The sequence below is a fragment of the Salegentibacter sp. T436 genome (assembly GCF_001932675.1).
In the GTDB taxonomy this organism is placed as follows: Bacteria; Bacteroidota; Bacteroidia; order Flavobacteriales; family Flavobacteriaceae; genus Salegentibacter; species Salegentibacter agarivorans.
Map to the genome: position 1 here is coordinate 315,925 of NZ_CP012872.1, position 24,564 is coordinate 340,488.

Here is a 24,564-nt window from a genome sequence, read left to right on the forward strand (position 1 = left end):
ACCTTAAAAATCTAACACAATGAAGAAAATACTTTTAACTACGCTATGTTTAATTGGATTTTTGGGATTCCAAGATTTAAACGCCCAGGAAACAGAAAATACCAACGGACCTAATTTTCCGAAATTAGATACCAGCCCAATGGATATGATTATACATCGCAATCAAAAAGACGAGGTAATTATGCGGGTAATTTACAGCCGACCTCAAACCCGGGATCGCGAAATTTTTGGTAAACTGGTGCCTTACGGAGAAGTTTGGAGAACCGGTGCTAACGAAGCTACCGAAATCACTTTTTACAAAGACATGGAAATTGGTGGTGAAACTGTAAAGGCAGGTACTTATACTTTATACACTATTCCAGACGAAAAAGAGTGGACTGTTATCCTAAATCAATCCACGCATACCTGGGGAGCTTATGAATATACCGACAAACAAGACTACGTAAGAATTAAAGTGCCTGTAAGAAATTCCAGCCAGAAAATTGAGAATTTCTCTATGGCCATAGAGCAGAAAGAAGGGGACGCAGGAGCAAACCTATTAATGGGTTGGGCCGATAAATATATTAAAGTGCCTTTCTCTCCCGCTGGATAATATTAAATACAATTTTTACTAAAAACGGCTGTTTGATTTATAAACAGCCGTTTTTTTATGGAATATTAAGATATTTATGGGTTTGTAGTGAAACCTTCCACTTTGGGTGTTTCATCACAAAGTCTACAATAAGTGGCATCATTTTATCTCTATTACTCCACTCTGGTTGCAGATAAAGAATACAATTTTCGCTCACTTTTTCAGCCTGCTCCTCAGCAAACTTGAAATCGTGTTTGTTAAAAATAATCACTTTAAGCTCGTGGGCCAGCGGATAAATTTCTTCGGTAGGTAATTTTATTTTCTTGGGCGATAAACAAATCCAATCCCATTGGCCGGTTAGTTTATAAGCTCCAGAAGTTTCTATATGAATATCACAACCTTTAGCTTTTAAAGCGCCGGTAAGCCTCGTCATATCCCAGGTTAATGGTTCTCCACCTGTAATCACAATAGTTTTGCTACTTGCAACTGCTTTTTCAACAATCTCCCCAATATGCGTTGGCGGGTGAATATTTGGGTCCCAGCTCTCTTTCACGTCACACCAGTGGCATCCTACATCACAACCTCCAATTCTAATAAAATAAGCGGCCGTTCCTTTATGAAATCCCTCTCCCTGGATGGTGTAAAATTCTTCCATAAGCGGAAGCATAATCCCATCGTCTACCAATGCCTTAGTCTCTTCTGTAATCATAGCCTGCAAAGATACGTAATCTCTTATTTTTAAGCTGTGCTTATGGCTGAATTACTTTCTAATCTAAAATAAGCGCATTTTCTACCTGGAATTTTTCTTCGGAAAGGTCTATCAAAAATCCGTTAATAACCGCGTATTCTAATTCCCCATCTTTTTCGAGGAAGAAATGAGGCTGTAGACTTTCTGAAATTTCAAACTCTTTAGAAACAATATTAATAGGAATTTCTGCAAAATCTTCTTCTGGAAGTTCATTTAAAGCGACATAAGCATACCCTTTACGAAGTATTTCTGAAATATTTTCCTGCTGAAGCTCAGCTAAATTTTCAAAACTTTCAGGATAAATTTTTCCTTCTAATAATTTAAAACCCGAAGCATCCAGGTCTTCATAACCGTAAAACGTAGAAAGATCGCCCCTGTCTGCTATATAGGCATCGTAAAAATAATCAAGGTTTTCATCCTGAACTTCTCGCTGATTAATTCCTAAATCTAATATATATTCTTTTCCTAACAGCTCATAGGTAAGTCCGGTGAGCTTAAGATCAAAAAGTTTGCGGTCATTATTCGGTATTTTCTCGTATTCAGATATCTCAGCATTTTTATAATCTTCTTCAGCAATAGAAAAAACTGCAGCAAGAATTGAAACGAAATTTAACTTTCTAATCTCCTGCTTTTCGGGATCATTTGGGTAGCCACCAGATTCAATTAAAATAGTGCTGGTTCCCCATTTTTGAATATTATCGCCAAAAGCTCGCGGCTCGAAATCGTCGTTATATCGCCCAACCTGGCCGGGAGCGTATTCCTGAAGAATATTATTCATTTGAACAATTACCTGCATTGCCGCGGCCCGAACATCATTTATAGATTTTTCATAATTATAAGCGGGAGCCAGATATGAAATAGTTGCCGGTTTTGGAGTTCTTTCGGCATTATAATAAGTGCTTTGATCGTGAAGGTTAAATCCAAAATCGGCATCCAGACTATCCCGCACTCTTTTTAAAGTTTTACTTTCTGGCGATTGTAAACGTAGAGCATCGCGATTAATATCTACTCCCAATAAATTTCTACGCTGAAAACGCTGAGCGCCATCAGGATTCAGCATTGGTAAAAAATGAAGTTTTACCTTTTTCAACATTTCCTCTTTTTCTTCTGAAAATGCTTCGGAATCCAGGAAATTAAGAATATCAAAAATAGCCATCGTAGCTGTAGATTCATCGCCGTGCATTTGCGACCAGAGAAAAACGTCTACCTCACCTTCACCAGTTGAAATTAACTGAAGTGGCCTGCCCTCAATAGATTCTCCAACTTTTGCCACTTCAAAATTCTCTTTTTCCTTAAACTTCTCAATTAAAGGTTGAATTTCAGAATGTGTAAATCGACGTTGTTCAATAGATTCTTCCTTGAAATCTTCATAGGAATTATACAATTCTTTATAAAGTTCCTTTTCCTGTGCAGAGCTGACTGAAACATTAAAAAAACCGCACAAAAACAACAGCAAGCTTATATTTTTAAAATTCATTTTAAGGATTTTTGGGTACCGGTTTAAAATTAAGGTTTTTAGTTTTTTCACGTACTTTTTGCATAAAATCTTTTCCAGGATCGGTCTTTTGGGTTCTGTAGCCCTCGTCTTTTTCCAGCCATAACTCATGGCCTTCAAACTGCGGATATTCGTAATGCCCCAGCAAATATTCTATATCATATTTTTCATTTAAATATTTCACTAAATCAATATTAGCTTTAAGTTGAGCTTTGGTAAGCGGAGTTTCTCTTGTGCCGCCAACATTTTCTACCCCAATCGCGACATGGTTTAATCCAATTACGTGCCTGGCCATAGTAGTTTCCGGCATTAACCGGTAAATTGTTCCATCACGGTCTACCAGAAAATGGGCGGAAACATTTAAAGCACCGGCTTGCTGAATATCTTCTCTAGCACCCGGTAATTTAACAGGATTAAATGCTCTAAAAGAACTTTCTAAATCTGGAATAGCGGTCCAGTGTAAGACAATCATTTTTGGAGTAATTTCTGGAGAAGATTGTTCTAAATTGTAGCGTTCCTTTAGATATTCTAAGCTAAGTTCTTTTCGTTCTTCATTAAAAATGATTGGACGATCAATAATCCTTTCTGAAACATCTGCACTTTTACAACTAAACAGGAAAAGGGTGAAGATTATAATTATATACCTCATTTTATAAGTATTTAAAACCAAAATCTCCCGGGCAAGCCGGGAGATTTGAAATTATTGTTTTAATTAGGGATTATTCGTCCCAAAAAATTCTGTCTAATAAAGTTACATCTGGAACATTGCTACCGTTTCTTCCAATTTCAGAATCGGGATAACGCAATCTTCTAATAAACTGCCCATTAAGATCTGGGTTTAAGTTGGCCGGAAGATCAAAATTCTCATAATCATAATCATGTCTTCTGGCATCTACCCAGGCTTCTGGATGTAAGAACATAGCCACCCATTTTTCTTTAAAAATATGATCTATGGTGAAATTATCTTCCCCTACACTTACTGCCGAGCTATTTACATAGGCATCTATCTCTGATTGTTCTACACCCAACATTCTCATATGCGCTCTTATTCCTTCAAGATAGGCATTATAAGAACGTGTTTTATCTATTTCAAAAGCTGCTTCGGCTTCAATAAATTTTTGTTCTGCGTAGGTAGCGATTAATACAGGAGACTGTTCTGAAGTATAAAAGTCTCCCGGAACCAGCGTAGAACGCTCACCAGATTCGGCTGCACTACCGCGGCCTTCTCCATTTGGAACTCCAATATACTCTCCATCGTCAGTAGTTCCGATCATATACGGCAAACGGGGATCTTCTACACCAAAGGTGGTACCATCGGTAGCTTCTACAAATTGTTCAGAAATCCAGCCGCCCAGGATTAGGTTTTCGTTATTAATAGCCACATTCGCCCAGGGATTGAATTCTTCTTCAAAATATTCTACCTCGGCATTATCTTCATTACTTTCAAAACCTGCATCAATCGCTGCCAAAATTTCGGTAGGATTATATTGATCGGTTTTACTTAAGTGATTAGCATAACGCGCCTTTAGCATATTTCCAAACTTAATCCATTGATCTGCATCTCCATTATAGATATAATCATCTGAGCCTATGGGTAAATCTGTTTCTTGCGATAGGTTTGCTATTCCATTATCAAGTAATTCAAAAACCCTATTATACAAAGCTGCATCATCATCGTAAGCCGGAGTGATGGTTTCAAAATTGAAACTTTCGCTAAACGGAGCATCTCCAAAAGCATCCACGGTCATGGCTAAATTCAATGCCGTTAGAATCTGGCCAGCACCTTCGTAATGGGAAGCGCCTGTTTCGTTAGCTTCCAGAATCATATCATTAAGATCGGTCATTACATTATACAAAGAAGACCAGGTGGTATTAAAACTAAGTTCATCCATAACATCAGAGGCACTTCCCTGGTTGGGGGACGCCAAATACTGTACATAGTTGGAAGTTGTATTTCCAATTCTAAATGTATTTTGAGCAGTTTCAAATGTAGAATTCACCATCAATCCGCTCAAAGGAGCAGTAGTAGGGTTATTTGGATTCTCATTTATATCCAGGTAATCCTCACAGGCTGTAAATGTGAGAAACAGCCCGGCGATTGCTATAAAACTATATGTTTTTCTTAAAATTTTCATATTCAATATTTTTTATAAACCTAAGTTAAGTGTAAAAAACAAGCTTTGCACGCCCGGATATCCAAGTCCTGTAAAGCCTGTAGCATTCCCACCGGCACCGGCACTAAAAGATTCGGGATCAAAACCATCCCAGGGTGTGTAAAGGATGATATTATTAGCAGCTACCGATACTCTCGCGGTTTCAAGGAAAGAAATAGCATCTAACACGTTATCTCCAAAATTATACCCAAGGGAAATGTTACGTAGTTTAATAAAAGAAGCATCGTGCACAAAGTTTTCACTAACCGTACGATAATTATTTCTATAGTAACCTGCGCCATAATCCCTACCATCAGGACCTTCACCCTGGCCTAACCAAACTTCTTGAGTATTGGGCGTTCCATCGGCAAGTACGCCTTCAAAAACCCGGGTTTCGTTTCTATCTAAAGTATATTCAGCTATACCAAAAGCAGAGAAAAAGTTATCGTATTGGCTATATTGTTCTAAACCGGTTCTAAAATCAATAAGGAAAGAAAGGTCAAAATTCTTATAGGTGAAATCATTTTTTAAACCACCAATCCATTTTGGGGTGGTATTTCCTAAGATTAACTGATTACCATTTCTAACCGGAAAACCATTTTCCCCAATTACCTTAGGTAAATCTTCATTTAAGAAAAGGTTATTTGCATCGGCTCCATATCTTTCATAACTACTTCCAAATATATTACCATACGCCTCTCCTTCTATAAGTTGCATAGTTACGGTACTACCAGCGTAGCCATATTGGCTTCCCACCTGAATTTGCTCAATACCTTCTCTAATGCTTACAACTTCGTTTTGGTTATATGCAGCGTTCAAAGTAACATTCCAGGTAAAATCTTCGGTTCTAATAGGATTCCCGGTAATTATGAATTCAACACCCTGGTTTTCTATTTCCCCGGCGTTGGTTATGAAAGTAGAAAATCCTGATGATTCAGAAACAGGAACAGGAATAATTTGATCTTTACTATTAGACTTATACCAGGTAAAATCAATTCCCAAACGGTTTCCGAAGAATCTAAGATCTGTACCTAATTCTATAGAAGTAGTTCTTTCAGGTTTTAGGCCAAGATCACCAAATTGGCTAAATCTAGTAAAACCAACTTCCCCGCCTAAAGGGAAAATACCCGGTGAAGTATAGGTTTGACCTATTCTATAAGGATCGGTGTCTTTACCAACTTCAGCATAAGAAGCTCTAAGTTTACCATAAGAAAGTACTTCTGGCATTTCAAAAGCTTCAGTAAATGCAAAACCTAAGTTTACAGATGGATAAAAGAATGAATTATTCCCTTGTGGTAAAGTTGATGTCCAGTCGTTTCTCGCAGTAATATTTAAGAATAACATATCATCATAATCTACCATAAGGTCTCCATATAACCCCACCAGCCTTTTCTTACGCTTATCTTGTGAGTTTGAAATCTGGCTTGCGTAACTAAGGTCATAAAATTGAGGAATTACAAAATTCTCCCCGGTAGCATCTACTCTTTCATAATCACGTTCAAAAACATCGTTACCAACACGTAAAGTAGTGTTCCATTTATCGTCCCATTGTTTTTTTAGCGTAATAAAAAGGTTAGAGTTTATATCTCTACTATCTATCCTGGTTTCAGTTATAAACCCTTGCGAACTTAAAGGAACTTCACCTTCAATTCCTAATGGCCCCGGCGTAATTTCTGTTCGGGAATCTGTATAGAAATCGGTACCAATTAGGTAATTAACATCCATCCATTCAAACGGACTGTAAGTAAAATTAAGGTTACCAATTATACGGTTTACTTCGTCTTCAAAAGTACTAAAACGTGCATCGTAAATAGGATTGGTATTGGTTCCTATACTTTTCATAGTACCATCTTCATTTATATAATCATTTATATCCTGCATAGGAGTATTATAAACCATACGTTCCATAAATCTATCGTGTGGCACCCGGTTACCACCGGAAATTGTATAACTCATATTACCGGCAACCTTAAACTGGTCACTAAATTTCAACTCTCCATTTAATCTTGCAGAAGTTCTTCCCCAGTCACTAAAAGGAATAATCCCTTCCTGATCTAAATTATTAAGTGAAGCGTAAAAATTAGCTTTTTCATTACCGCCTGAAATATTAAAAGAATTATCTATTTGAACTCCAGTTCTCATGGCATCTCTCCAAATATCATTTATTTGAGCATCAGGATCTATTTCTCTAATTTCATCTATGGAAGGACCCCAGTTTGGCCAAAAAGAATTAGGATCGTAAACGCCACCAAATCCCTGGCCATACACATCCTGAATTTCTGGATATTGATTTACTTCTTCAAAACCAATAGAGCTGTTTACATTTATTCTTACATCTCCTGCTTTACCTTTTTTAGTGGTAATAATTACGGCTCCATTTGCAGCCCTAACCCCATAAAGTGCTGTAGCGGCAGCACCTTTTAGTACGTTCATAGATTCTATATCGTTCGGGTTAATATCTGCAGCACGGTTAGATAAACCACGAGGTGTACTACCGCTTTCGGTAGTAGAGTTATCTACCGGAACCCCATCAATTACAAATAACGGCTGGTTATCGGCATTTGGATCTAAAGAGTTTACACCCCGAATAATTATTCTTGCACTCTGCCCTGGAGCACCACCTGAATTAGTAATTTGCACCCCTGCAGTTTGTCCTTGCAGTGCGCTTACAATATTAGGCTGATTAGTTTTCGTAATATCTTCACCCTGTATTTCCTGTACAGCATAACCCAGTGCTTTCTTCTCTCTTTCTATTCCCAGGGAAGTTACTACTACTTCATCAAGACCCTCCATGTCTTCGATCATAGCAACATTAATTACACTACGGCCTTCTATGGCTTGTTCCTGGTTTTCAAAACCTAGGGAAGAAAATACCAGCACTGCATCTGCAGCAACTTCAATAGCATAATTCCCATCCATATCAGTTACCGTTCCGTCATTAGTTCCCTTTACCAAAACGTTTACCCCTGGCAAAGGCATTCCGTCACTGGCCACAGTAACCGTACCGGTCACTTCAGTTTGTTGGGCCAGCACTCCAGTAATCTGGAAAAATGCCAGCAAGGCCATAATTGTTAGTTTGTTTCTCATTCCTTTTGTGTTAAAGTTTTCTGAATTATAAATTAAATATACCGAAAAGCGCCAAAACTGGGCAAATTTGTTGACTTAAAAATTAAACTTTTATTAACTTCTTGGTAATTAAATTAACTTTGTGCTAATTTTTTAAAAATATGTAAACCTGTTTAAAATTTTATAATTGTGAAAATCTACCCCTCTTTAAAATTATCCTTAAAAATTGTAATTTTCCTCCTAATTACTATCTCGATTTCCTCATGTTCCACCACACGCAAAATAAGCAAGCCTTTAGATAAGATTTTTACCGAATCTCCGGTTTTTGAACAGGGATTTGTAGGATTTATGCTCGTAGATCCAGAAGAAAATAAAACTATTTATAGCCATAATGCCGGTAAATATTTCACCCCGGCCTCCAACACCAAATTATTTACATTTTATGCAGGTCTAAAAATTCTGGGAGATTCTATTCCTGCACTTAAATATTCTATTGAAAACGACACGCTTTATTTTAAAGCTACAGGAGACCCATCATTTTTAAATGAAAATTTACCAAATTCCTCAGTTTTTCAATTTTTGAAGAAAAACGAAAATCATTTGGCCTATGTGGCACCAACATATACCGAAAAGCACCAGGGACCTGGTTGGGCCTGGGACGATTATAACGCCTACTATTCGGCAGAGCGTACTGCTTTTCCCATTTATGGCAATATGGTAGGATTCAAGTTTAAAAAAAATAAGGAGTTCCCCCTGGTTTCCCCTACAATTTTTAAAGATTCACTGGTTAGTTCTAAAGACAGCCTGGTTTCAGCCCGGCTTAGACGTGATATTGTTAAGAATAGTTTCCAGTTCAATAATCAGGAAAAGGAATCAGATTTTTCTCAATCTGTACCCTTTAAATATTCTTCAGAAATTCTCCTGAAACTTCTAAGTGATACGCTACAAAAACCGGTTAGCCTGGTTCAGAATTCAGAAATAAATCAAAAACTTCAAAAAACACGCTACAGTATTCCCAGCGATAGTGTGTATAAAGAAATGCTGAAAGTAAGTGATAATTTTATTGCAGAACAGATTTTAATAATGGCGGCAGGAAAATTATCTGATACTCTTAAATCTGATATCGCTATAAATTTTATGAAGGAAAATCATCTAAAAGATCTTCCAGATGAACCTATGTGGTACGATGGCTCCGGACTTTCACGCTATAACCTTTTTACTCCTCGAAGCATTGTGAAATTACTAACGAAAATTAAAGCCGAAGTACCGGAAGAAGAATTATTAGATATGCTGCCCACCGGCGGACATTCGGGAACTATCAAAAATTATTACAAAGCCGATGAGCCTTATGTTTTTGCAAAAACCGGAACTTTAAAAAATAATCACAGCCTTAGCGGATACCTAAAAACCAAAAGCGGAAAACTACTAATTTTTAGCTTTATGAATAGCAATTACACGGTTCCTACTTCAGTTTTAAAGGCTGAAATGGAAAAGGTATTGCTGCAGATTCGTGATAATTACTAACTTTAATTCTTCAAAATCTTCATACATGCAACGTAGAAAATTCATTCAAAATATAGGAATTGGGAGCTTAGCTTTTCCGCTGGCTAATTTTACTGAAATTGATAAAATTAAGCTTTCAAATAATTCGGTGATAATTCCGCAGGGATTAAAAGAAGGAGATACGGTTGGCGTTGTAAGTCCGTCTAGCGCTATTTTTGAAACCGAACCCTACGAAATTGCTAAAGAAAGTTTGGAAGCTATGGGCTTAAAAGTGAAATTCGGCAAATTCGTAAAAAGTAGCTATGGCCACCTGGCAGGAACCGATGAAGAACGGGCCGAAGAACTCAATAACATGTTTCGCGACGAAAATATTCAGGCCGTAATGGCCCTTCGTGGAGGATCTGGCGCGGCGAGAATCCTGGATAAATTAGATTATGAATTGATAAAAAACAATCCAAAAATTTTTATTGGCTACAGCGATATTACGGCCTTACACCTGGCGATTTTCGAAAAAACCGGACTCGTTACTTATCATGGACCATTGGCGGTTTCTACCTGGAATTCTTTTAGTTTTGTTCATTTTAAACGTTTGTTATTCGATAAGGAAAAAATCACTTTTACAAATCCTAAAGATAAAGGTGATAACCTGGCTCAAACTAAAAACCGTATTAGAACTATTCAACCCGGCGAAGCCACCGGCCGACTTATAGGCGGAAATCTTTCGGTTCTTACCGGAATTATGGGATCGGAATATTTTCCTACAAATTGGAAAAACAATATTTTATATTTAGAAGATGTTGGCGAACAAATTTATGCTGTAGACAGGATGATGAGCCAGTTACAATTGGGAGGAGTTCTGGATAAAATAAGCGGATTTGTCTTTGGAAAATGCACCAGCTGCAATCCCGGCGGCTCAGGTTATGGTTCTCTAACTATGGAAGAAGTTATGGATCATTACATAAAACCTTTACATATTCCTGCTTTTTCTGGAGCGATGATTGGCCATATAGACGATAACATTACCGTTCCTAACGGATTGAAAGCGAAGATAAACGCTACAAACGGAAGTATAGAACTTTTAGAAAACCCCGTAAAATAACCTGAGATTTAAAAGTAAATTGACTGAAAACCGGCAATTATTCGCAACAATTCTTATTTTTAAGGAAATTTGAAACGTGGATAAAAAACAAGAATTTGTAGATCATATTCGCAATGCCTACCAACCAAAAGGAGATTTTATTCATTTAGGTGCGGCAATGCTAGATGGTGAAACTTTCGCCGATGCGGCGGTTAAAATCCCGCTAAAAACCATGAACCGCCACGGATTAATCGCCGGAGCAACAGGAACAGGAAAATCTAAAACATTGCAAATACTTGCTGAAAACCTTTCGCAAAAGGGTGTCCCGGTTTTATTGATGGATGTAAAGGGAGACCTTAGTGGGATCGCCAAACCATCAGCCGGAGAAGAATTTTTACATGAAAGACATCAAAAAATAGGTTTTCCGTTTGAAGCTTCAAAATCACCCGTTGAATTTCTTACAATTTCAGAACAGGATGGTGTTCGTTTAAGGGCCACGGTCAGTGAATTTGGTCCTATTCTTTTATCTCGAATTTTAGATGTTACCCCAACCCAGGAAGGAATTCTCGCTATCATTTTTAAATACTGCGACGATCATCACTTACCATTATTAGACCTGAAGGATCTTAAAAAAATGCTTCAGTATGTTACTAATGAAGGTCGCGAAAATATAGAAAACGAATACGGAAGAATTTCAAGCGCATCCACCGGTGCTATTCTTAGAAAAATTGTAGCCCTTGAACAGCAGGGAGCCGAACGCTTTTTCGGGGAACGTTCTTTTAACGTAACCGATCTTACCAGGAAAGACGAAAATGGCCACGGTTATGTAAATATCATGCGACTTACCGATATTCAGGATAGGCCGAAGTTATTTTCAACATTTATGTTGAGTTTACTCGCAGAGATCTACACCACTTTCCCCGAAGAAGGCGACAGCGACAAGCCAAAACTGGTTTTATTTATTGATGAAGCCCATCTTATTTTTAAAGAAGCTTCAGGCGCGTTGCTGGATCAAATTGAAAGTATTGTAAAGTTAATTAGGTCTAAAGGCGTAGGGCTTTACTTTGTCACTCAAAACCCCACCGATGTACCTTCCCAAGTATTGGGCCAACTGGGTTTAAAAATTCAGCATGCATTAAGAGCATTTACCGCCAAAGACCGAAAAGCGATAAAATTATCGGCTGAAAATTATCCAATTTCTGAATATTACGATACCAAAAACCAGCTTACCTCGTTAGGTATTGGTGAGGCGCTGGTTTCGGCATTAGACGAGAAAGGAAGACCTTCTGCCCTTGCTGCCACCATGTTAAGAGCACCAATGAGCAGGATGGATATTTTAACTGATACTGAACTGGAAGAACTTATTTTTCAATCTAAATTACGTCCAAAATATAACGAGGAAATAGATCGTGAGAGTGCATACGAACTTCTAAATAAAAAAATAGAAGAAGCTGAAGCTAAAGAAGCCAAAGAAAAGGCTGAAGCTGAAGCTTTAGAACGGGAAAAAGCCAGTAGTAAAACTTCCCGTAAAACCTCTGGCAAAACCCAGGGAGCAGTAATTAAAGTGCTTACCAGCGCAACATTTATTAGAGGCGTTATGGGCGTACTCAACAAATTATTAAAATAAATATCATCAATATTCAATCTAAAAAATGAAAAAATCTTTGCTACTTATTCTTGGTTTAACTTTAGGTTTAACCTCCTGCCAAAAAGATGAAGACAATCCTTTTTTAATTACCGCTAACCAGGTGGGGCCAGTAAACCGGGATATTAAAATTAATCAGTTAGATTCCCTGTTTTCTGAAGATTCTCTTGTTAAACAAAAAAGTGGCGCCGAAGAATTTCGGGCTACCAGTGAGATTAAAGTTTTTGAAAAAGGAGGCAAACCCTTAATGATCTTAGAACCACTGCAGGAATTTGATTCTACCAGCACTATTGGCTACATAAGAGTTCTTGACCCAAGGTATGAAACCAAAAGCGGCTTAAGTACGGCGAGTACATTTAAAGATATTATGAAAGATTATAATATTTCCAGAATTGAAAATACCCTTAACGCGGCAGTGGTTTTTTTAGATGAGATAAACGCTTATATCACTATAGACAAAAAGGAACTACCTTCAGATTTAAGGTATGATACCGATTCCAAAATTAGGGCGTCACAAATTCCAGACGAGGCCAGGATCAAGTATTTTATGATTTACTGGGACTAAAATTTAGAAAATGAAAATTCTTCCCTTCGGTATTTATTTAGGATTATTTCTAATTTTTTCAGCCTGTAAAACCTCAAAAGATTTGGGGAAATTACCAACCAAAACCAGTAATGGAAATTACCAGGCAGTAATTGAAATCCCGGCGGGAACCAATAAAAAGATTGAATACCATAAAACCCAAAAGAAATTTTTGGTAGACCAAAGAGATGGTAAAGATCGTATTATAAACTTTCTGCCTTACCCAGGGAATTATGGGTTTATTCCTTCAACATTTTCTGATCCCAGGAAAGGAGGTGATGGTGATGCGGTAGACGTGTTGGTACTTGGCGAAAGTCAAAAAACGGGTAGTATTATAGAAATTATCCCTATTGCGGTGCTCAAGCTAATAGACGAAAATGAATTTGATTATAAAGTTATTGCTATTCCGGCTCAAATAAAAGATCAAATTATTAATGTTGAAAATTATAAAACCTTCAGTTCAAATTATCCTGAAGTAATTAAGATCCTGGAAAGCTGGTTTACTTATTACGATAAATCCCAGGTTTTAGAAATTAAAGGCTGGGGCGATGAAGCCGATGCAATTTTAGAAATAGAAAAGTGGATTTCTAAACCTTAACCATTAAGCTCGTTTCTTTAAGAAATGTTAATCGCGCTTTGATTTTCAAACATTTGGTTACCTTTAATCTCCTAACCAAAACATTTTAGTTATGATTAAAGTCTTAGGAATTATCTTAACTGTTGGCGGTGCTATTGCACTGGTAATGGGAATTCTGGGAATTTTTGGAAGTATTGCTCTTATGTTAAGCCCCTGGGCGCTGGCCATTATTGGTTTTATTTTCTTTATTTCAGGAATTTCTCTCATTAAAAGAAGAAAGGATACCGAAGATATTGAAGCCGAGAAAAAAACTTAAATAAGAGGTTTTATAAAATCAAAAAAGGTGCCCATTGCGAGGCACCTTTTTTTATGAACAGTAATATAAAAAAGATTGGTGTTAGTCTACATTATCGTGTAAAAAAGAATTGTTTCTTCTAAAATGAAGATCATCATTATCGTCTTTCCCTAAGGTAGTGCGCGATAATTTTCCTTCTCCCGGTTGATTTTTATCCAGGTCTACGCCCTGTCTTTTGTAAGCAGGTTGTTTTTCAATTTCATCAATTTGGGCGGCATTACTTCTAAACTTGTAATTAAATTCTTTCATTTTCGCCCTACGCTCGGCAGCACGCTCAATTAAAACTTCAGAAATAGGATTATTAAACGGGTCTTCTTCGCCTTCATTTTCTTCCTGTTTCTTTTCAGGAGTTTGAGGTTCGGGTTTTACCGTTTTCTTTTCAAAAGCAATGGTTTCATCCTTTGGCTCCTCTTTCTTCTTAGTTTGTGGTTTAGACCTGTCTAAAGATTGCTCAAATTCCATATAATCGTCCAGGCTGTAACGTTTCACTCCACGAGTAGAACTCTCGGTTACCGGTACGATTTCTACCGGTTCGTTCACTTCAATATTCTTAGACTCATCTTCTTCAAGCTGATGTCTAATTTCCTTTTGCTCTGGTTTTGGCTGTTGAGTTTGAGCTTTAGGATCTTCCCGTTTTGCTTGTTCCTTTTTTGGTTCCTCTCTTTTCTCCTGATTTATAGGAAAATCGAAAGTGAACATTATTTGCTCTTCATTATCATTTTGAACCTCTTCAGGCTCATTCACTTCCATAGATTTAATTTCTTCTGAAGTATCATTAATGATAAAATCATCAGGATTTATTTCTTCATAAGAAACTTCCATATCCCGCGCTGATTTTGGCGTTTTGTAAAGCTCGTCTTCCTTTACCTGAATATTCCCGACCTCGTCTACTTCTTCTACACTATCGTCTAAAGTGTGTACAATGGTATTATCAGGCTCCGGTGTATTTGATTCTTCTTCCTGTTTTGGTTCTTCAACCTGTTGATTGTGTTTTGGATAAAAACCTCTTTTCTTAGGATCTAATTTTTGTTCAGCTTTTTGATCATCCTCCAGCGTGTGGATAATCTTTTTGGTTTCGGTATTTACAATTTCGTTTTGTTGCTCTACGTTAAACCCCGTAGCGATAATTGTTACTGAAATTGCATCATCTAAAGCTTCATCTTCACCAACACCCATAATAATATTGGCGCTGTGCCCGGCTTCTGCCTGGATATGGTCGTTGATTTCTCCAATCTCATCAATAGTAATTTCCTCGCCACCCGAAACAATTAGCAGTAATACGTTTTGGGCACCGGTAATCTTATTATCGTTTAATAAAGGAGAATCCAATGCTTTACTTATAGCATCCTGAGCCCTGGTTGCACCAGTGGCCTGGGCCGATCCCATAATTGCTGTTCCACTGTTACTTAATACCGTCTTAGCATCCCTAAGGTCAATATTTTGCGTGTAGTGATGGGTAATTACTTCAGCAATACCCCTTGAAGCGGTAGCTAAAACCTCATCGGCTTTAGAGAAACCGGCTTTAAAACCAAGGTTCCCATAAACTTCCCGAAGTTTATTATTATTGATCACGATTAAGGAATCTACGTGACTTCTAAGTTTTTCTACCCCAAGTTGGGCTTGCTCGTTCCTCATTTTCCCTTCAAACTGAAAAGGAATGGTCACGATCCCAACGGTAAGGATATCCATATCTTTTGCCTGTTTCGCAATAACAGGGGCTGCCCCTGTACCGGTACCACCTCCCATACCTGCGGTGATAAATACCATCTTGGTATTTACATCAAGCATTTGTTTAATTTCATCAAAACTTTCTACGGCTGCCTGCTCCCCAATTAACGGGTTAGCACCCGCTCCTAATCCTTCGGTTAGGCTTACACCTAATTGTATTTTGTTAGGAACGGGACTATTATCAAGGGCTTGTGCATCGGTATTGCAAACCACGAAATCTACTCCTTTAATTCCTAACTGGAACATGTGGTTTATAGCATTGCTGCCTCCACCACCTACACCAATAACCTTAATGACGTTCGATTGATTCTTTGGCAAATCGAATGCAATGTTGTCGAATTCTGTACTGCTCATAAATTCTGTTTTACTGGTTCTCTCTTTTACTCACTAAGTGAGATTTAATATGCTTCAACGCTTACGTTGAAATGTTTTTACTTTTTAATTCTATTCCTCGTAGGATTACCTCGAGGTATTTACTCTGCGTTATCTAAAAAATCTTTAAACTTCTCTGCCCATTTATCAAAAATGCTCTTTTTGGGCGGTCTTTTTGAAGCTTCGGGATCCTGCCTCAAATCTTCACCTTCCGGTGGATTTTGCTCAAAATCTTTCTGCAACTCCTCTTCTTCTCTTTCTCTTTCTTCTTTGCTTTTTAGCACAACTTCTTCCTGAAACTTCTTTTCACCGTGTTCCAGGCTATTCATTACCAATCCTACCGCTGTGGCATAAACCGGGCTGGTAGTTTCGGTATCGTTATTTCCTGCAAGGTGCTCGTTAGGATATCCAATTCTGGTATCCATCCCGGTAATATATTCGGCAAGTTGTTTAATATGCTTCAACTGTGCTCCACCACCTGTTAAGACCATTCCGGCAATTAACTTCTTCTTTTGTTCTTCGTGCCCGTAGTTTTTAATTTCCAGGTAAACCTGCTCAATAATTTCAACTACACGAGCGTGGATAATTTTTGAAAGGTTCTTTAAGGTGATTTCCTTAGGTTCCCTTCCGCGTAAACCGGGAATGGAAACAATCTCATTGTCTTTATTTTCTCCAGGCCAGGCAGATCCAAACTTAATCTTAAGCAATTCTGCCTGTTTTTCTATAATTGAACATCCTTCTTTAATGTCTTCGGTAATTACATTTCCCCCAAAAGGAATTACGGCGGTATGTCTAATTATTCCGTCTTTAAAAATGGCTAAATCGGTAGTACCACCACCTATATCTATAAGTGCCACCCCTGCTTCTTTTTCTTCCTGACTCAATACGGCATTAGCTGAAGCCAATGGTTCTAAAGTCACTGCCGAAAGTTCTAATCCGGCGCTTTTCACACATCTTCCAATGTTTCTAATGGAAGAAACCTGGCCAACCACTACGTGGAAATTAGCTTCTAACCTCCCGCCATACATTCCAATAGGTTCCTTGATCTCTGCCTGGCCGTCTACCTTGAATTCCTGAGGTAAAACGTGAATAATCTCTTCACCAGGCAACATCACCAATTTGTGAACCTGGTTGCAAAGGCTATGTATATCATCGGCATCAATCACCTCTTCGGGGTTTGGCCTGGTAATATAATCGCTATGTTGAAGGCTTCTTATATGCTGGCCGGCAATACCAACCACTACATCACTAATTTTTAATCCTGAATCTGCCTCAGCTTCCTGAATAGCCTGCTGTATAGACTGAATAGTTTGGGTAATATTATTTACCACCCCGCGGTGAACACCAAGGCTTTTGGATTTCCCAATACCTACGATCTCTACCTTTCCATATTCGTTCTTACGTCCAATCATGGCCACAATTTTTGTGGTACCAATATCTAATCCTACGGCTATCTCGTTGTGTTCCATAATTTACTTTTTAGTGCAAACAACCTGATCTCCAAATTGTAAATTCACTTTTTTGTAGGTCTCTAATTTCTCGTCTTGTAAAGCTTTTTTATAAAATGCTTTAAAATTATTGAACTTTAAGGCTATATCATTGGCTTTGCCGAAATACACCTTAAAGTCTAATTTTCTCATTTCCAGTTCAAATTTATCTCCGGGCAAACGTTTAACACCGGTGATATGTCGGGTTAAAAATTCATCTTTCTGAATATAATCTACCAGCGGATATGCTGTAATTACGTTGCTGGAGTCTACTCCCATAAGCAGTGGTACCCGTGCAGCATAGTATGGTGAAAGCGGCATTACCTGCCCATTCCTGTCTAAATAAAAAGAAGAATTCCCCACTATTCTACCAATGGGTTTACGCTGACTTATTTTAGTTTGGAGTTTCCCATCCAGACTTAAAAAAGCTTCAGCATTTTCTATCATATCGTGATTATTCAACAGGCTCTCTACCCTATTCAAATCTAAAATTTCTTTGTCTATGCCCGCCGCGGCCACATCATTTTGTATCAACAACTTATTAACCGCTTCCTCAGTAACATACAGGTTTTCACCCGTTACAAATTGCACTTTTACCTCACTCACTTTTCGGGAATTATTCCGTTTTTCTGCAAAACCGAACAGAAATCCCACTAAAAGGAGTAAAACGGGCAGTTTTATGTAGTTTAGCTTAAGCTTCATCCTGCAATCCATTTTTTATAGATTCCACTTCTTCCCCAATACTGCCTGCGCCCATTAGCACCACCACTTCCGGATTTGATCTTTTTACTTCTTCAATAATATTTTCTTTTTGAATTAATTTCTTTGAATTATTATTTACTTTTTCCAGTAGCCAGCCTGAAGTAACACCTTCAATTGGCAATTCTCGCGCCGGATAAATATCCAGCAACATCAACTCATCAAATAAAGACAGACTTTCAGCAAAATCATCAACAAAATCTTTCGTTCTGCTGAACAAATGCGGCTGAAAAACTGCCAAAACCTTCTTCCCGGGATGCATTTCCCTTATGGCCTGGTTCACCGCAGCGATCTCTGCCGGATGGTGTGCATAATCGTCTATAAGCACCAACTTATCTGACTTAATTTTATAAGAAAATCTACGTTTAACACCTTTAAAACTATATAACGCCCTGGATAGCCTGGGGATTGGGGATCCATATTGGATAGCCATCGCCAGGGCGGTTATAGCATTTAGCAAATTGTGTTTGCCGGGTAGATTAAACTTAAAATCTTCAATAACTCCGTTAGGAGTTTTTAGATCAAAATGATACGTTCCATTTTCGATCTTTATATTTTGAGCCGAATAATCGGCATTGTCTTCTATTCCAAAAGTAATTCCATCCAGCGGCAAGCCATTTTTCACCAATAAAGTTCCATTTTGAGGAACTAGCTTTGCGAATTGCCTAAAGGTATCTTCCAGCTCTTCTTTTTTGCCATAAATATCTAAATGATCGGCATCCATAGAGGTTACCGCTGCAATATTTGGTGAAAGATGAAGAAATGAGCGATCAAATTCATCGGCTTCAACTACAATAACTTCGTCACCTTTTAGGATTAAATTGCTTTGAATATCTTCACTAATTCCACCTAAGAATCCGGTTACTTTCGCATTGGTTTCTTTAAGCAAATGCCCTAAAATTGCCGTAGTGGTAGTTTTACCGTGAGTTCCAGCTACCGCTAAAGTGGTTTTTCCTTTAGAAATTAATCCGAGCACAGAGGCTCTTTTCTTTAGGTTGAAATCATTATTCTTAAAGTAAACCAGTTGTTCGTGACCGGCAGGAACCGCGGGTGTGTAGACAACCAGCGTATTTTCTTTATCTGTAAATTCAGCTGGAACCAACTTCATTTTTTCATCATAAACCACAACAATATCTTCAGCTTCCAGCGTTCTGGTAAGTGAAGTTGAAGTTTTATCGTAACCGGCCACATTTTTTCCCAAGAATTTAAAGTAACGCGCCAACGCACTCATCCCAATACCGCCAATACCGATAAAATAAATGTTTCGTATGTGGTTTAAATCCTGCATTTATATTTTAATCTCACGTCATTCTGTCCCAATCTTTCGGGATTATTTCAGAATCTGATTTGCTTACTTCTTAATCAATTTCTCTACTTCGTCTACAATCCTTGCGGTTGCATTTGGCAAAGCCAGTTTTTTAATATTTTCTCCCAGTTCTTCTTGCTTCTCTTCGGAAGCCATTAATGCGAAAAACTCGGTCTCAAATTTTTCATCCAGTTCATTTTCCTTCAACATCATCGCGGCATTTTTCTTTACTACCGCCATTGCATTCTTGGCCTGGTGGTCTTCAGCTACATTTGGGGACGGAACAAAAAGCACCGGTTTTCCCACAATACTTAATTCTGAAACCGTGCCCGCTCCAGCTCTTGAAATAATAACATCTGCAGCGCCATAAGCCAAATTCATTTCATTCAGAAATAAATGCGTTTGCACCAAACCTGAATTGTACTTTTTATATTCTTCGAAATACAGCTTCCCGGTTTGCCAGATAAGCTGAATATTTTCTTCTTTAAATCTTTCTAAATTGGCTTCCACCAATTGATTTATTCTTCTTGCGCCAAGGCTCCCACCTAAAACCAGCACTACTTTCTTGTCTTTTTCAAGACCAAAATGTGCAAGAGCTTTTTCCCTGTTTTCGTCAATTTTCAATAAATCCTGTCTAACCGGGTTACCGGTAATTACAGTTTTTTCAGCAGGAAAAAATCTTTTAACCTCTTCATAAGCGGCACAAATCTTATCGGCCTGTTTTGCCAAAAGTTTATTGGTTATTCCTGGAAAAGAATTCTGCTCTTGAATAAGAGTTGGAATGCCATTCGAGTTTGCCACTTTTAGTAATGGCCCGCTAGCAAAGCCGCCCGTTCCAATCACCACATCTGGTTTAAATTCCCTAATTATTCTTCTGGATTTCGCCAAACTGCTTAACAGCTTAAACGGAAACATTAGATTGCTCATCGTTAACTTTCGCTGAATTCCACTAATCCAAAGACCTTCTATTTTGTAACCGGCTTGTGGTACTTTCTCCATTTCCATCCTGTCACTGGCACCAACAAACAATATTTCGGCTTCAGGATAACGTGTTTTTATCTCGTGGGCAATAGCAATGGCCGGGTAAATATGCCCGCCTGTGCCGCCTCCAGATAATATTACACGTAAATCCTTTTTCATTTTTTTAAATTTCCATCCCTATTTTTGGAACTTAATTACATTTATATCTTTCGCAATTTCTTTCGTCCAGCATCATGCTGGTTATATAGCTTCGCTTAAAATATCTAGTGGATTTTCATTATCCAGTTCCTTTTCAGCTTCTTCCCGTTCTTTCATTTCCTCACGTTTGGCGCTTACACTTAAAATAATTCCAAGTGCCATACAGGTCATCCAAATGGAAGTTCCCCCGCTACTTATTAAAGGCAAAGTTTGTCCTGTAACCGGAAATAACTCTACCGCAACTCCCATATTTATCAATGCCTGGAAAATTATTGGTAAACCAACTCCCATAACCAGTAGTTTTCCAAAAATCGTATTAGCCTTGGTAGCTACGATCACAATCCGGAAAAGCAATAGCAAATACGCCAACATTACTCCGAAGGCACCTATTAAGCCCATTTCTTCAACAATTATCGCGTAGATAAAATCTGAAGAAGATTGAGGTAAAAAATTTCTTTGCACACTTTTACCAATTCCTGTCCCTGCAACTCCGCCAGTGGCTATGGCAATTTTTGCTTTTTCAATCTGGTAATCGGCTTCGGTATCTTCATCGTTAGAAAAACTTTCAATTCGGCTTGCCCATGTATCTACCCTATTTGGTAAAAGCCCCGGAAAAGCTTTAGCCGTAAGAATAAACATAGTCAACAAAATCAAACCTGCCGCTACAATAATTCCAAGGTATTTTATTGGATATCCTCCTAAAAACATCAACACCAGCACCATAGAAAAAACGATGGCAGTTGTGGAGAAATTGGCCGGCAAAATTAAGGATAATACCACTCCTACAGGCAACCAAAGCGGTAAAATTGACTCTTTAAAAGTGAGATTCTCATTGGTTTTTTTAGAGAGGTAACGCGCCACATAAATCATTAAAACTACCGATGCCAACGTAGATGACTGAAACGAAACCCCTAAGCCCGGAATTTGGATCCATCTACTCGCATAAGCACCGTCTATCATTGTTCCCTGGGCAACCGTATAAATTAACAACACAATTACAACCGGCAAAAATAAGATGGAAAGCCCCCGGAAATAATGATAGGGAATTTTATGTACAGCAAAGAGCAAACAAAAACCTAAAAGCAAATGGAAGAAATGCACCACCACATACTGGAAAGTGCTGCCATCTCCATATAAATACGCAAGATTACTACTGGAACTGTAAACCGGCAAAAATGAAAATATTGCCAACAGCCCGGCCGTAGCCCAGATAACCTTATCGCCTTTAAGATTTGAAAAAATGTTGCTCATTTAATTCTTTAATTTCCTTTTATCGAACCTCATCCTGAACTTGTTTCAGGATCTAAGCTCTTTTTATAGATCTCTAACGGCATCTTTAAACTGACGTCCTCTGTCTTCGTAATTTTCAAAAAGGTCAAAACTTGCACAGGCAGGAGAAAGTAAAACCGAATCTCCTCTTTCAGCGAGACTATAAGCCATTCTTACAGCTTCTTTCATAGATTCTGTTTCAACAATTGTATCTACACAATTCCCAAAGTTTTGCATTAGCTTTTGGTTATCTACTCCCAGGCAAATAATTGCTTTTACTTTTTCATTTACCAGTGGTAGAAGATCGTCGTAAACATTTCCTTTATCTACTCCTCCAACAATCCAAACGGTTTCACTTTCCATACTTTCCAAAGCATAAAAAGTTGCGTTTACATTAGTTGCTTTAGAATCGTTTATATACTGAACATTATTAATTTTCAGCACTTTTTCCAGGCGGTGTTCTACCCCCTGAAAACTCTCCATACTTTCACGAATAGTTTCTTTTCTAATTCGCAATAATTGGGAAACAGTGGCCGCAGCCATCGCATTTTTAGTATTGTGTTTACCCTGTAAACCTAATTTTGTTGTTGGCATATTAAATTGTTTGTTTTTTATATTAACTATAATATTTTCGTTCTCTATGTATGAGCCATTTTCTACTTTTTGCTGAAGGGAAAACGGTAATTTTTGCGCTTTTACCGGGTGTCTATCCAACCAGTTTGTGATAATTTCATCGTCTAAATCGTAGATAAAAAAATCATCTTTAGTTTGATTTTCGGCAATCCTGAATTTTGAAAAAACGTAATTCTCCAGTTTATGTTCATAACGATCTAAATGATCGGGCGTGATATTGGTTAACACCGAAATATCAGGCCTAAATTCTTTAATCCCGTCTAATTGAAAACTGCTTAATTCCAGCACAAACCAGTCGGGATTTGTTTCAGCGACCTGTTTTGCAAAGCTGTCGCCTACATTCCCTGCCATTCCCACATTTACGCCTGCATTTTTTAAAATATGGTGCACAAATTTTGTAGTGGTGGTTTTCCCGTTGCTGCCTGTAATCCCAATAATTTTTGCTGAAGTAAAAGCGGCAGCAAATTCAATTTCTGAAATCACCGGAATACCTTTCTCTACTAATTGTTTTACAATTGAAACAGTTTCCGGGATTCCGGGACTTTTCATCACTACATCGGCATCTAAAATCTTAGCTTCAGTATGAATTTCCTCTTCCCAATCGATCTTCAATTCTTCAAAAACCGATTTATATTTTTCTTTTATTTTTCCTTTATCTGAAACAAAAACCTTAAAACCTTCCTTCACGCCTAAAATAGCAGTCCCAGCACCGCTTTCGCCGCCGCCAAGGATCACCAGTTTTTTACCGGAATTGTTAGTATTTTGAGTTTCAGTTTTCACTATTTCTTATCTTACTTTTAGCGTGATTATAGTTACAATGGCCAGAAAAATTCCAATAATCCAAAAGCGCACTACTATTTTACTTTCGTGGTATCCTTTTTTCTGATAATGATGATGTAAAGGAGACATCAGGAAAATTCTTCGGCCTTCGCCATATTTTCTTTTGGTAATCTTAAACCAGGCTACCTGCATAACCACCGATAGGTTTTCCATTAAAAAGATTCCGCATAAAATGGGGATCAATAATTCTTTTCTTGTGGCAATTGCGAGTACGGCTATAATTCCACCAATAGTTAAACTACCAGTATCGCCCATAAAAACCTGTGCAGGATAAGTGTTGTACCATAAAAATCCGACCAAAGCACCCGCAAAAGCACTTATAAAAATCGTCATCTCACCAGATCGCGGGATGTACATTATATTGAGATAATCTGAAAAAATTATGTTACCCGAAACCCAGGCAAATATCCCAAGCGTGAGCACAATTATTGCCGAAGAACCAGCGGCGAGACCATCTATTCCATCGGTCAAATTGGCGCCATTGGAAACTGCAGTCACAATAAATATTACGATTGGAATAAAGATTAACCAGGCATAATTTGCCAAAGCAGGATTTATCCAACTAATCAAGCTGGAATAATCGAACTCGTTATTTTTCACAAAAGGAATTGTGGTAGTGGTAGTTTTAATTTCCGGGCCCATTTCCCTAATATTCTGAAAGCTATCTACCAGCTCTTGTTGCTCTGGCGCCGGCTCATTTGTTTCTTCTTTTACGGTAACTCCCGGATGCAGATACAAAGTGCCACCTACAATTATTCCCAGGCCAACCTGCCCCAGGATTTTAAATTTCCCCTGCAGGCCTTCTTTATCCTTTTTAAATGTTTTAATGTAATCGTCTATAAAACCTATAGCTCCCATCCAAAGGGTGGTTACTATAAGCAGGATTACATAAATATTCTCCAATTTAGCAAAGAGTAAAACAGGAATTAGCGTGGCGAAGATTATAATAACCCCGCCCATAGTTGGTGTACCCGCTTTTTCGCTTTGTCCTCTAAGTCCTAAATCTCGTACACTTTCCCCAACCTGTTTTGCCTGTAAATAATTGATTATTCTTTTTCCGTAGATCGTAGAAATAGCCAAAGAAAGGATTATAGCCATCGCCGATCTAAAGGAAATGTACTCAAACAAGCGCGCCCCGGGCACCTGGTATTCTGCATCTAAATATTGAAATAAATAGTATAACATATTTTCTGGTTATTCTTCCAGTGGAAAAAGTG

At 38.0% G+C, this 24,564-nt stretch carries 20 protein-coding genes; 7 read left to right on the forward strand and 13 right to left on the reverse strand.

Annotated features, from left to right (window positions below):
• Nucleotides 1–19 precede the first annotated feature (19 nt).
• The gene (locus AO058_RS01385; RefSeq protein WP_075324887.1) at nt 20–592 is read left to right on the forward strand and encodes a DUF2911 domain-containing protein; all 573 of its coding nucleotides are present in this window, start codon (nt 20–22) and stop codon (nt 590–592) included.
• A gap of 55 nt (nt 593–647) precedes the next feature.
• Here the strand turns inward: AO058_RS01385 and AO058_RS01390 are convergent, their stop codons facing one another.
• The 5 genes from AO058_RS01390 to AO058_RS01410 all read right to left on the reverse strand — a co-directional run bounded on the left by AO058_RS01390 (nt 648) and on the right by AO058_RS01410 (nt 8,054).
• A complete protein-coding gene (locus AO058_RS01390) occupies nt 648–1,280 on the reverse strand; it encodes a 7-carboxy-7-deazaguanine synthase QueE (RefSeq protein ID WP_075324888.1) in 633 nt (210 codons plus the stop codon).
• Between the two features lie 58 nt (nt 1,281–1,338).
• Nucleotides 1,339–2,796, reverse strand: coding sequence for a M14 family metallopeptidase (locus AO058_RS01395; protein ID WP_075324889.1), 1,458 nt, complete (start codon nt 2,794–2,796; stop codon nt 1,339–1,341).
• 1 nt (nt 2,797) lies between these two features.
• Nucleotides 2,798–3,463 carry a peptidoglycan recognition protein family protein gene (locus tag AO058_RS01400; protein WP_075324890.1) on the reverse strand — a complete coding sequence of 222 codons (666 nt, stop codon included), beginning with the start codon at nt 3,461–3,463 and terminating at the stop codon, nt 2,798–2,800.
• Between the two features lie 70 nt (nt 3,464–3,533).
• A complete protein-coding gene (locus AO058_RS01405; protein ID WP_075324891.1) occupies nt 3,534–4,949 on the reverse strand; it encodes a SusD/RagB family nutrient-binding outer membrane lipoprotein in 1,416 nt (471 codons plus the stop codon).
• 12 nt (nt 4,950–4,961) lie between these two features.
• The gene (locus AO058_RS01410) at nt 4,962–8,054 is read right to left on the reverse strand and encodes a SusC/RagA family TonB-linked outer membrane protein (protein WP_075324892.1); all 3,093 of its coding nucleotides are present in this window, start codon (nt 8,052–8,054) and stop codon (nt 4,962–4,964) included.
• 168 nt (nt 8,055–8,222) lie between these two features.
• Here AO058_RS01410 and dacB point away from each other — a divergent pair, with 168 nt between their 5' ends.
• The 6 genes from dacB (at nt 8,223) to AO058_RS01440 (ending at nt 13,735) form a co-directional block, all read left to right on the forward strand.
• On the forward strand, nt 8,223–9,557 hold the full coding sequence (gene dacB / locus AO058_RS01415; protein ID WP_232228878.1) for a D-alanyl-D-alanine carboxypeptidase/D-alanyl-D-alanine endopeptidase: 1,335 nt from the start codon (nt 8,223–8,225) through the stop codon (nt 9,555–9,557).
• 25 nt (nt 9,558–9,582) lie between these two features.
• Complete coding sequence (locus AO058_RS01420; RefSeq protein WP_075324894.1) at nt 9,583–10,635, forward strand: S66 peptidase family protein; 1,053 nt, start codon at nt 9,583–9,585, stop codon at nt 10,633–10,635.
• Between the two features lie 76 nt (nt 10,636–10,711).
• Nucleotides 10,712–12,241 (forward strand): helicase HerA-like domain-containing protein, encoded by a 1,530-nt coding sequence (locus AO058_RS01425; protein ID WP_075324895.1) that lies wholly within the window; start codon nt 10,712–10,714, stop codon nt 12,239–12,241.
• A gap of 25 nt (nt 12,242–12,266) precedes the next feature.
• Nucleotides 12,267–12,824 carry a hypothetical protein gene (locus AO058_RS01430; RefSeq protein WP_075324896.1) on the forward strand — a complete coding sequence of 186 codons (558 nt, stop codon included), beginning with the start codon at nt 12,267–12,269 and terminating at the stop codon, nt 12,822–12,824.
• Between the two features lie 10 nt (nt 12,825–12,834).
• Nucleotides 12,835–13,440, forward strand: coding sequence for an inorganic diphosphatase (locus tag AO058_RS01435; RefSeq protein ID WP_075324897.1), 606 nt, complete (start codon nt 12,835–12,837; stop codon nt 13,438–13,440).
• 91 nt (nt 13,441–13,531) lie between these two features.
• The gene (locus AO058_RS01440) at nt 13,532–13,735 is read left to right on the forward strand and encodes a hypothetical protein (RefSeq protein ID WP_075324898.1); all 204 of its coding nucleotides are present in this window, start codon (nt 13,532–13,534) and stop codon (nt 13,733–13,735) included.
• Between the two features lie 81 nt (nt 13,736–13,816).
• On the opposite strand, the gene ftsZ is transcribed toward AO058_RS01440, so the two are convergent.
• The 8 genes from ftsZ to mraY all read right to left on the reverse strand — a co-directional run bounded on the left by ftsZ (nt 13,817) and on the right by mraY (nt 24,532).
• The gene (ftsZ, locus tag AO058_RS01445; RefSeq protein ID WP_075324899.1) at nt 13,817–15,856 is read right to left on the reverse strand and encodes a cell division protein FtsZ; all 2,040 of its coding nucleotides are present in this window, start codon (nt 15,854–15,856) and stop codon (nt 13,817–13,819) included.
• A 119-nt stretch (nt 15,857–15,975) separates the two neighbouring features.
• Nucleotides 15,976–17,343, reverse strand: a complete 1,368-nt coding sequence (ftsA, locus tag AO058_RS01450; RefSeq protein ID WP_075324900.1) for a cell division protein FtsA — start codon at nt 17,341–17,343, stop codon at nt 15,976–15,978.
• A 3-nt stretch (nt 17,344–17,346) separates the two neighbouring features.
• A complete protein-coding gene (locus AO058_RS01455) occupies nt 17,347–18,063 on the reverse strand; it encodes a cell division protein FtsQ/DivIB (protein WP_075324901.1) in 717 nt (238 codons plus the stop codon).
• Nucleotides 18,053–19,408, reverse strand: a complete 1,356-nt coding sequence (murC, locus tag AO058_RS01460; protein ID WP_075324902.1) for a UDP-N-acetylmuramate--L-alanine ligase — start codon at nt 19,406–19,408, stop codon at nt 18,053–18,055. Before murC ends, AO058_RS01455 begins: the two co-directional genes overlap by 11 nt.
• Nucleotides 19,409–19,471: 63 nt before the next feature.
• Entirely contained in the window at nt 19,472–20,566 is a 1,095-nt protein-coding gene (gene murG, locus AO058_RS01465) for an undecaprenyldiphospho-muramoylpentapeptide beta-N-acetylglucosaminyltransferase (RefSeq protein WP_075324903.1), read from the reverse strand.
• Between the two features lie 81 nt (nt 20,567–20,647).
• Nucleotides 20,648–21,856 (reverse strand): FtsW/RodA/SpoVE family cell cycle protein, encoded by a 1,209-nt coding sequence (locus tag AO058_RS01470; protein ID WP_075324904.1) that lies wholly within the window; start codon nt 21,854–21,856, stop codon nt 20,648–20,650.
• A gap of 63 nt (nt 21,857–21,919) precedes the next feature.
• The gene (gene murD, locus AO058_RS01475; RefSeq protein ID WP_075324905.1) at nt 21,920–23,287 is read right to left on the reverse strand and encodes a UDP-N-acetylmuramoyl-L-alanine--D-glutamate ligase; all 1,368 of its coding nucleotides are present in this window, start codon (nt 23,285–23,287) and stop codon (nt 21,920–21,922) included.
• 6 nt (nt 23,288–23,293) lie between these two features.
• A complete protein-coding gene (gene mraY, locus AO058_RS01480) occupies nt 23,294–24,532 on the reverse strand; it encodes a phospho-N-acetylmuramoyl-pentapeptide-transferase (protein ID WP_075324906.1) in 1,239 nt (412 codons plus the stop codon).
• Nucleotides 24,533–24,564 lie beyond the last annotated feature (32 nt).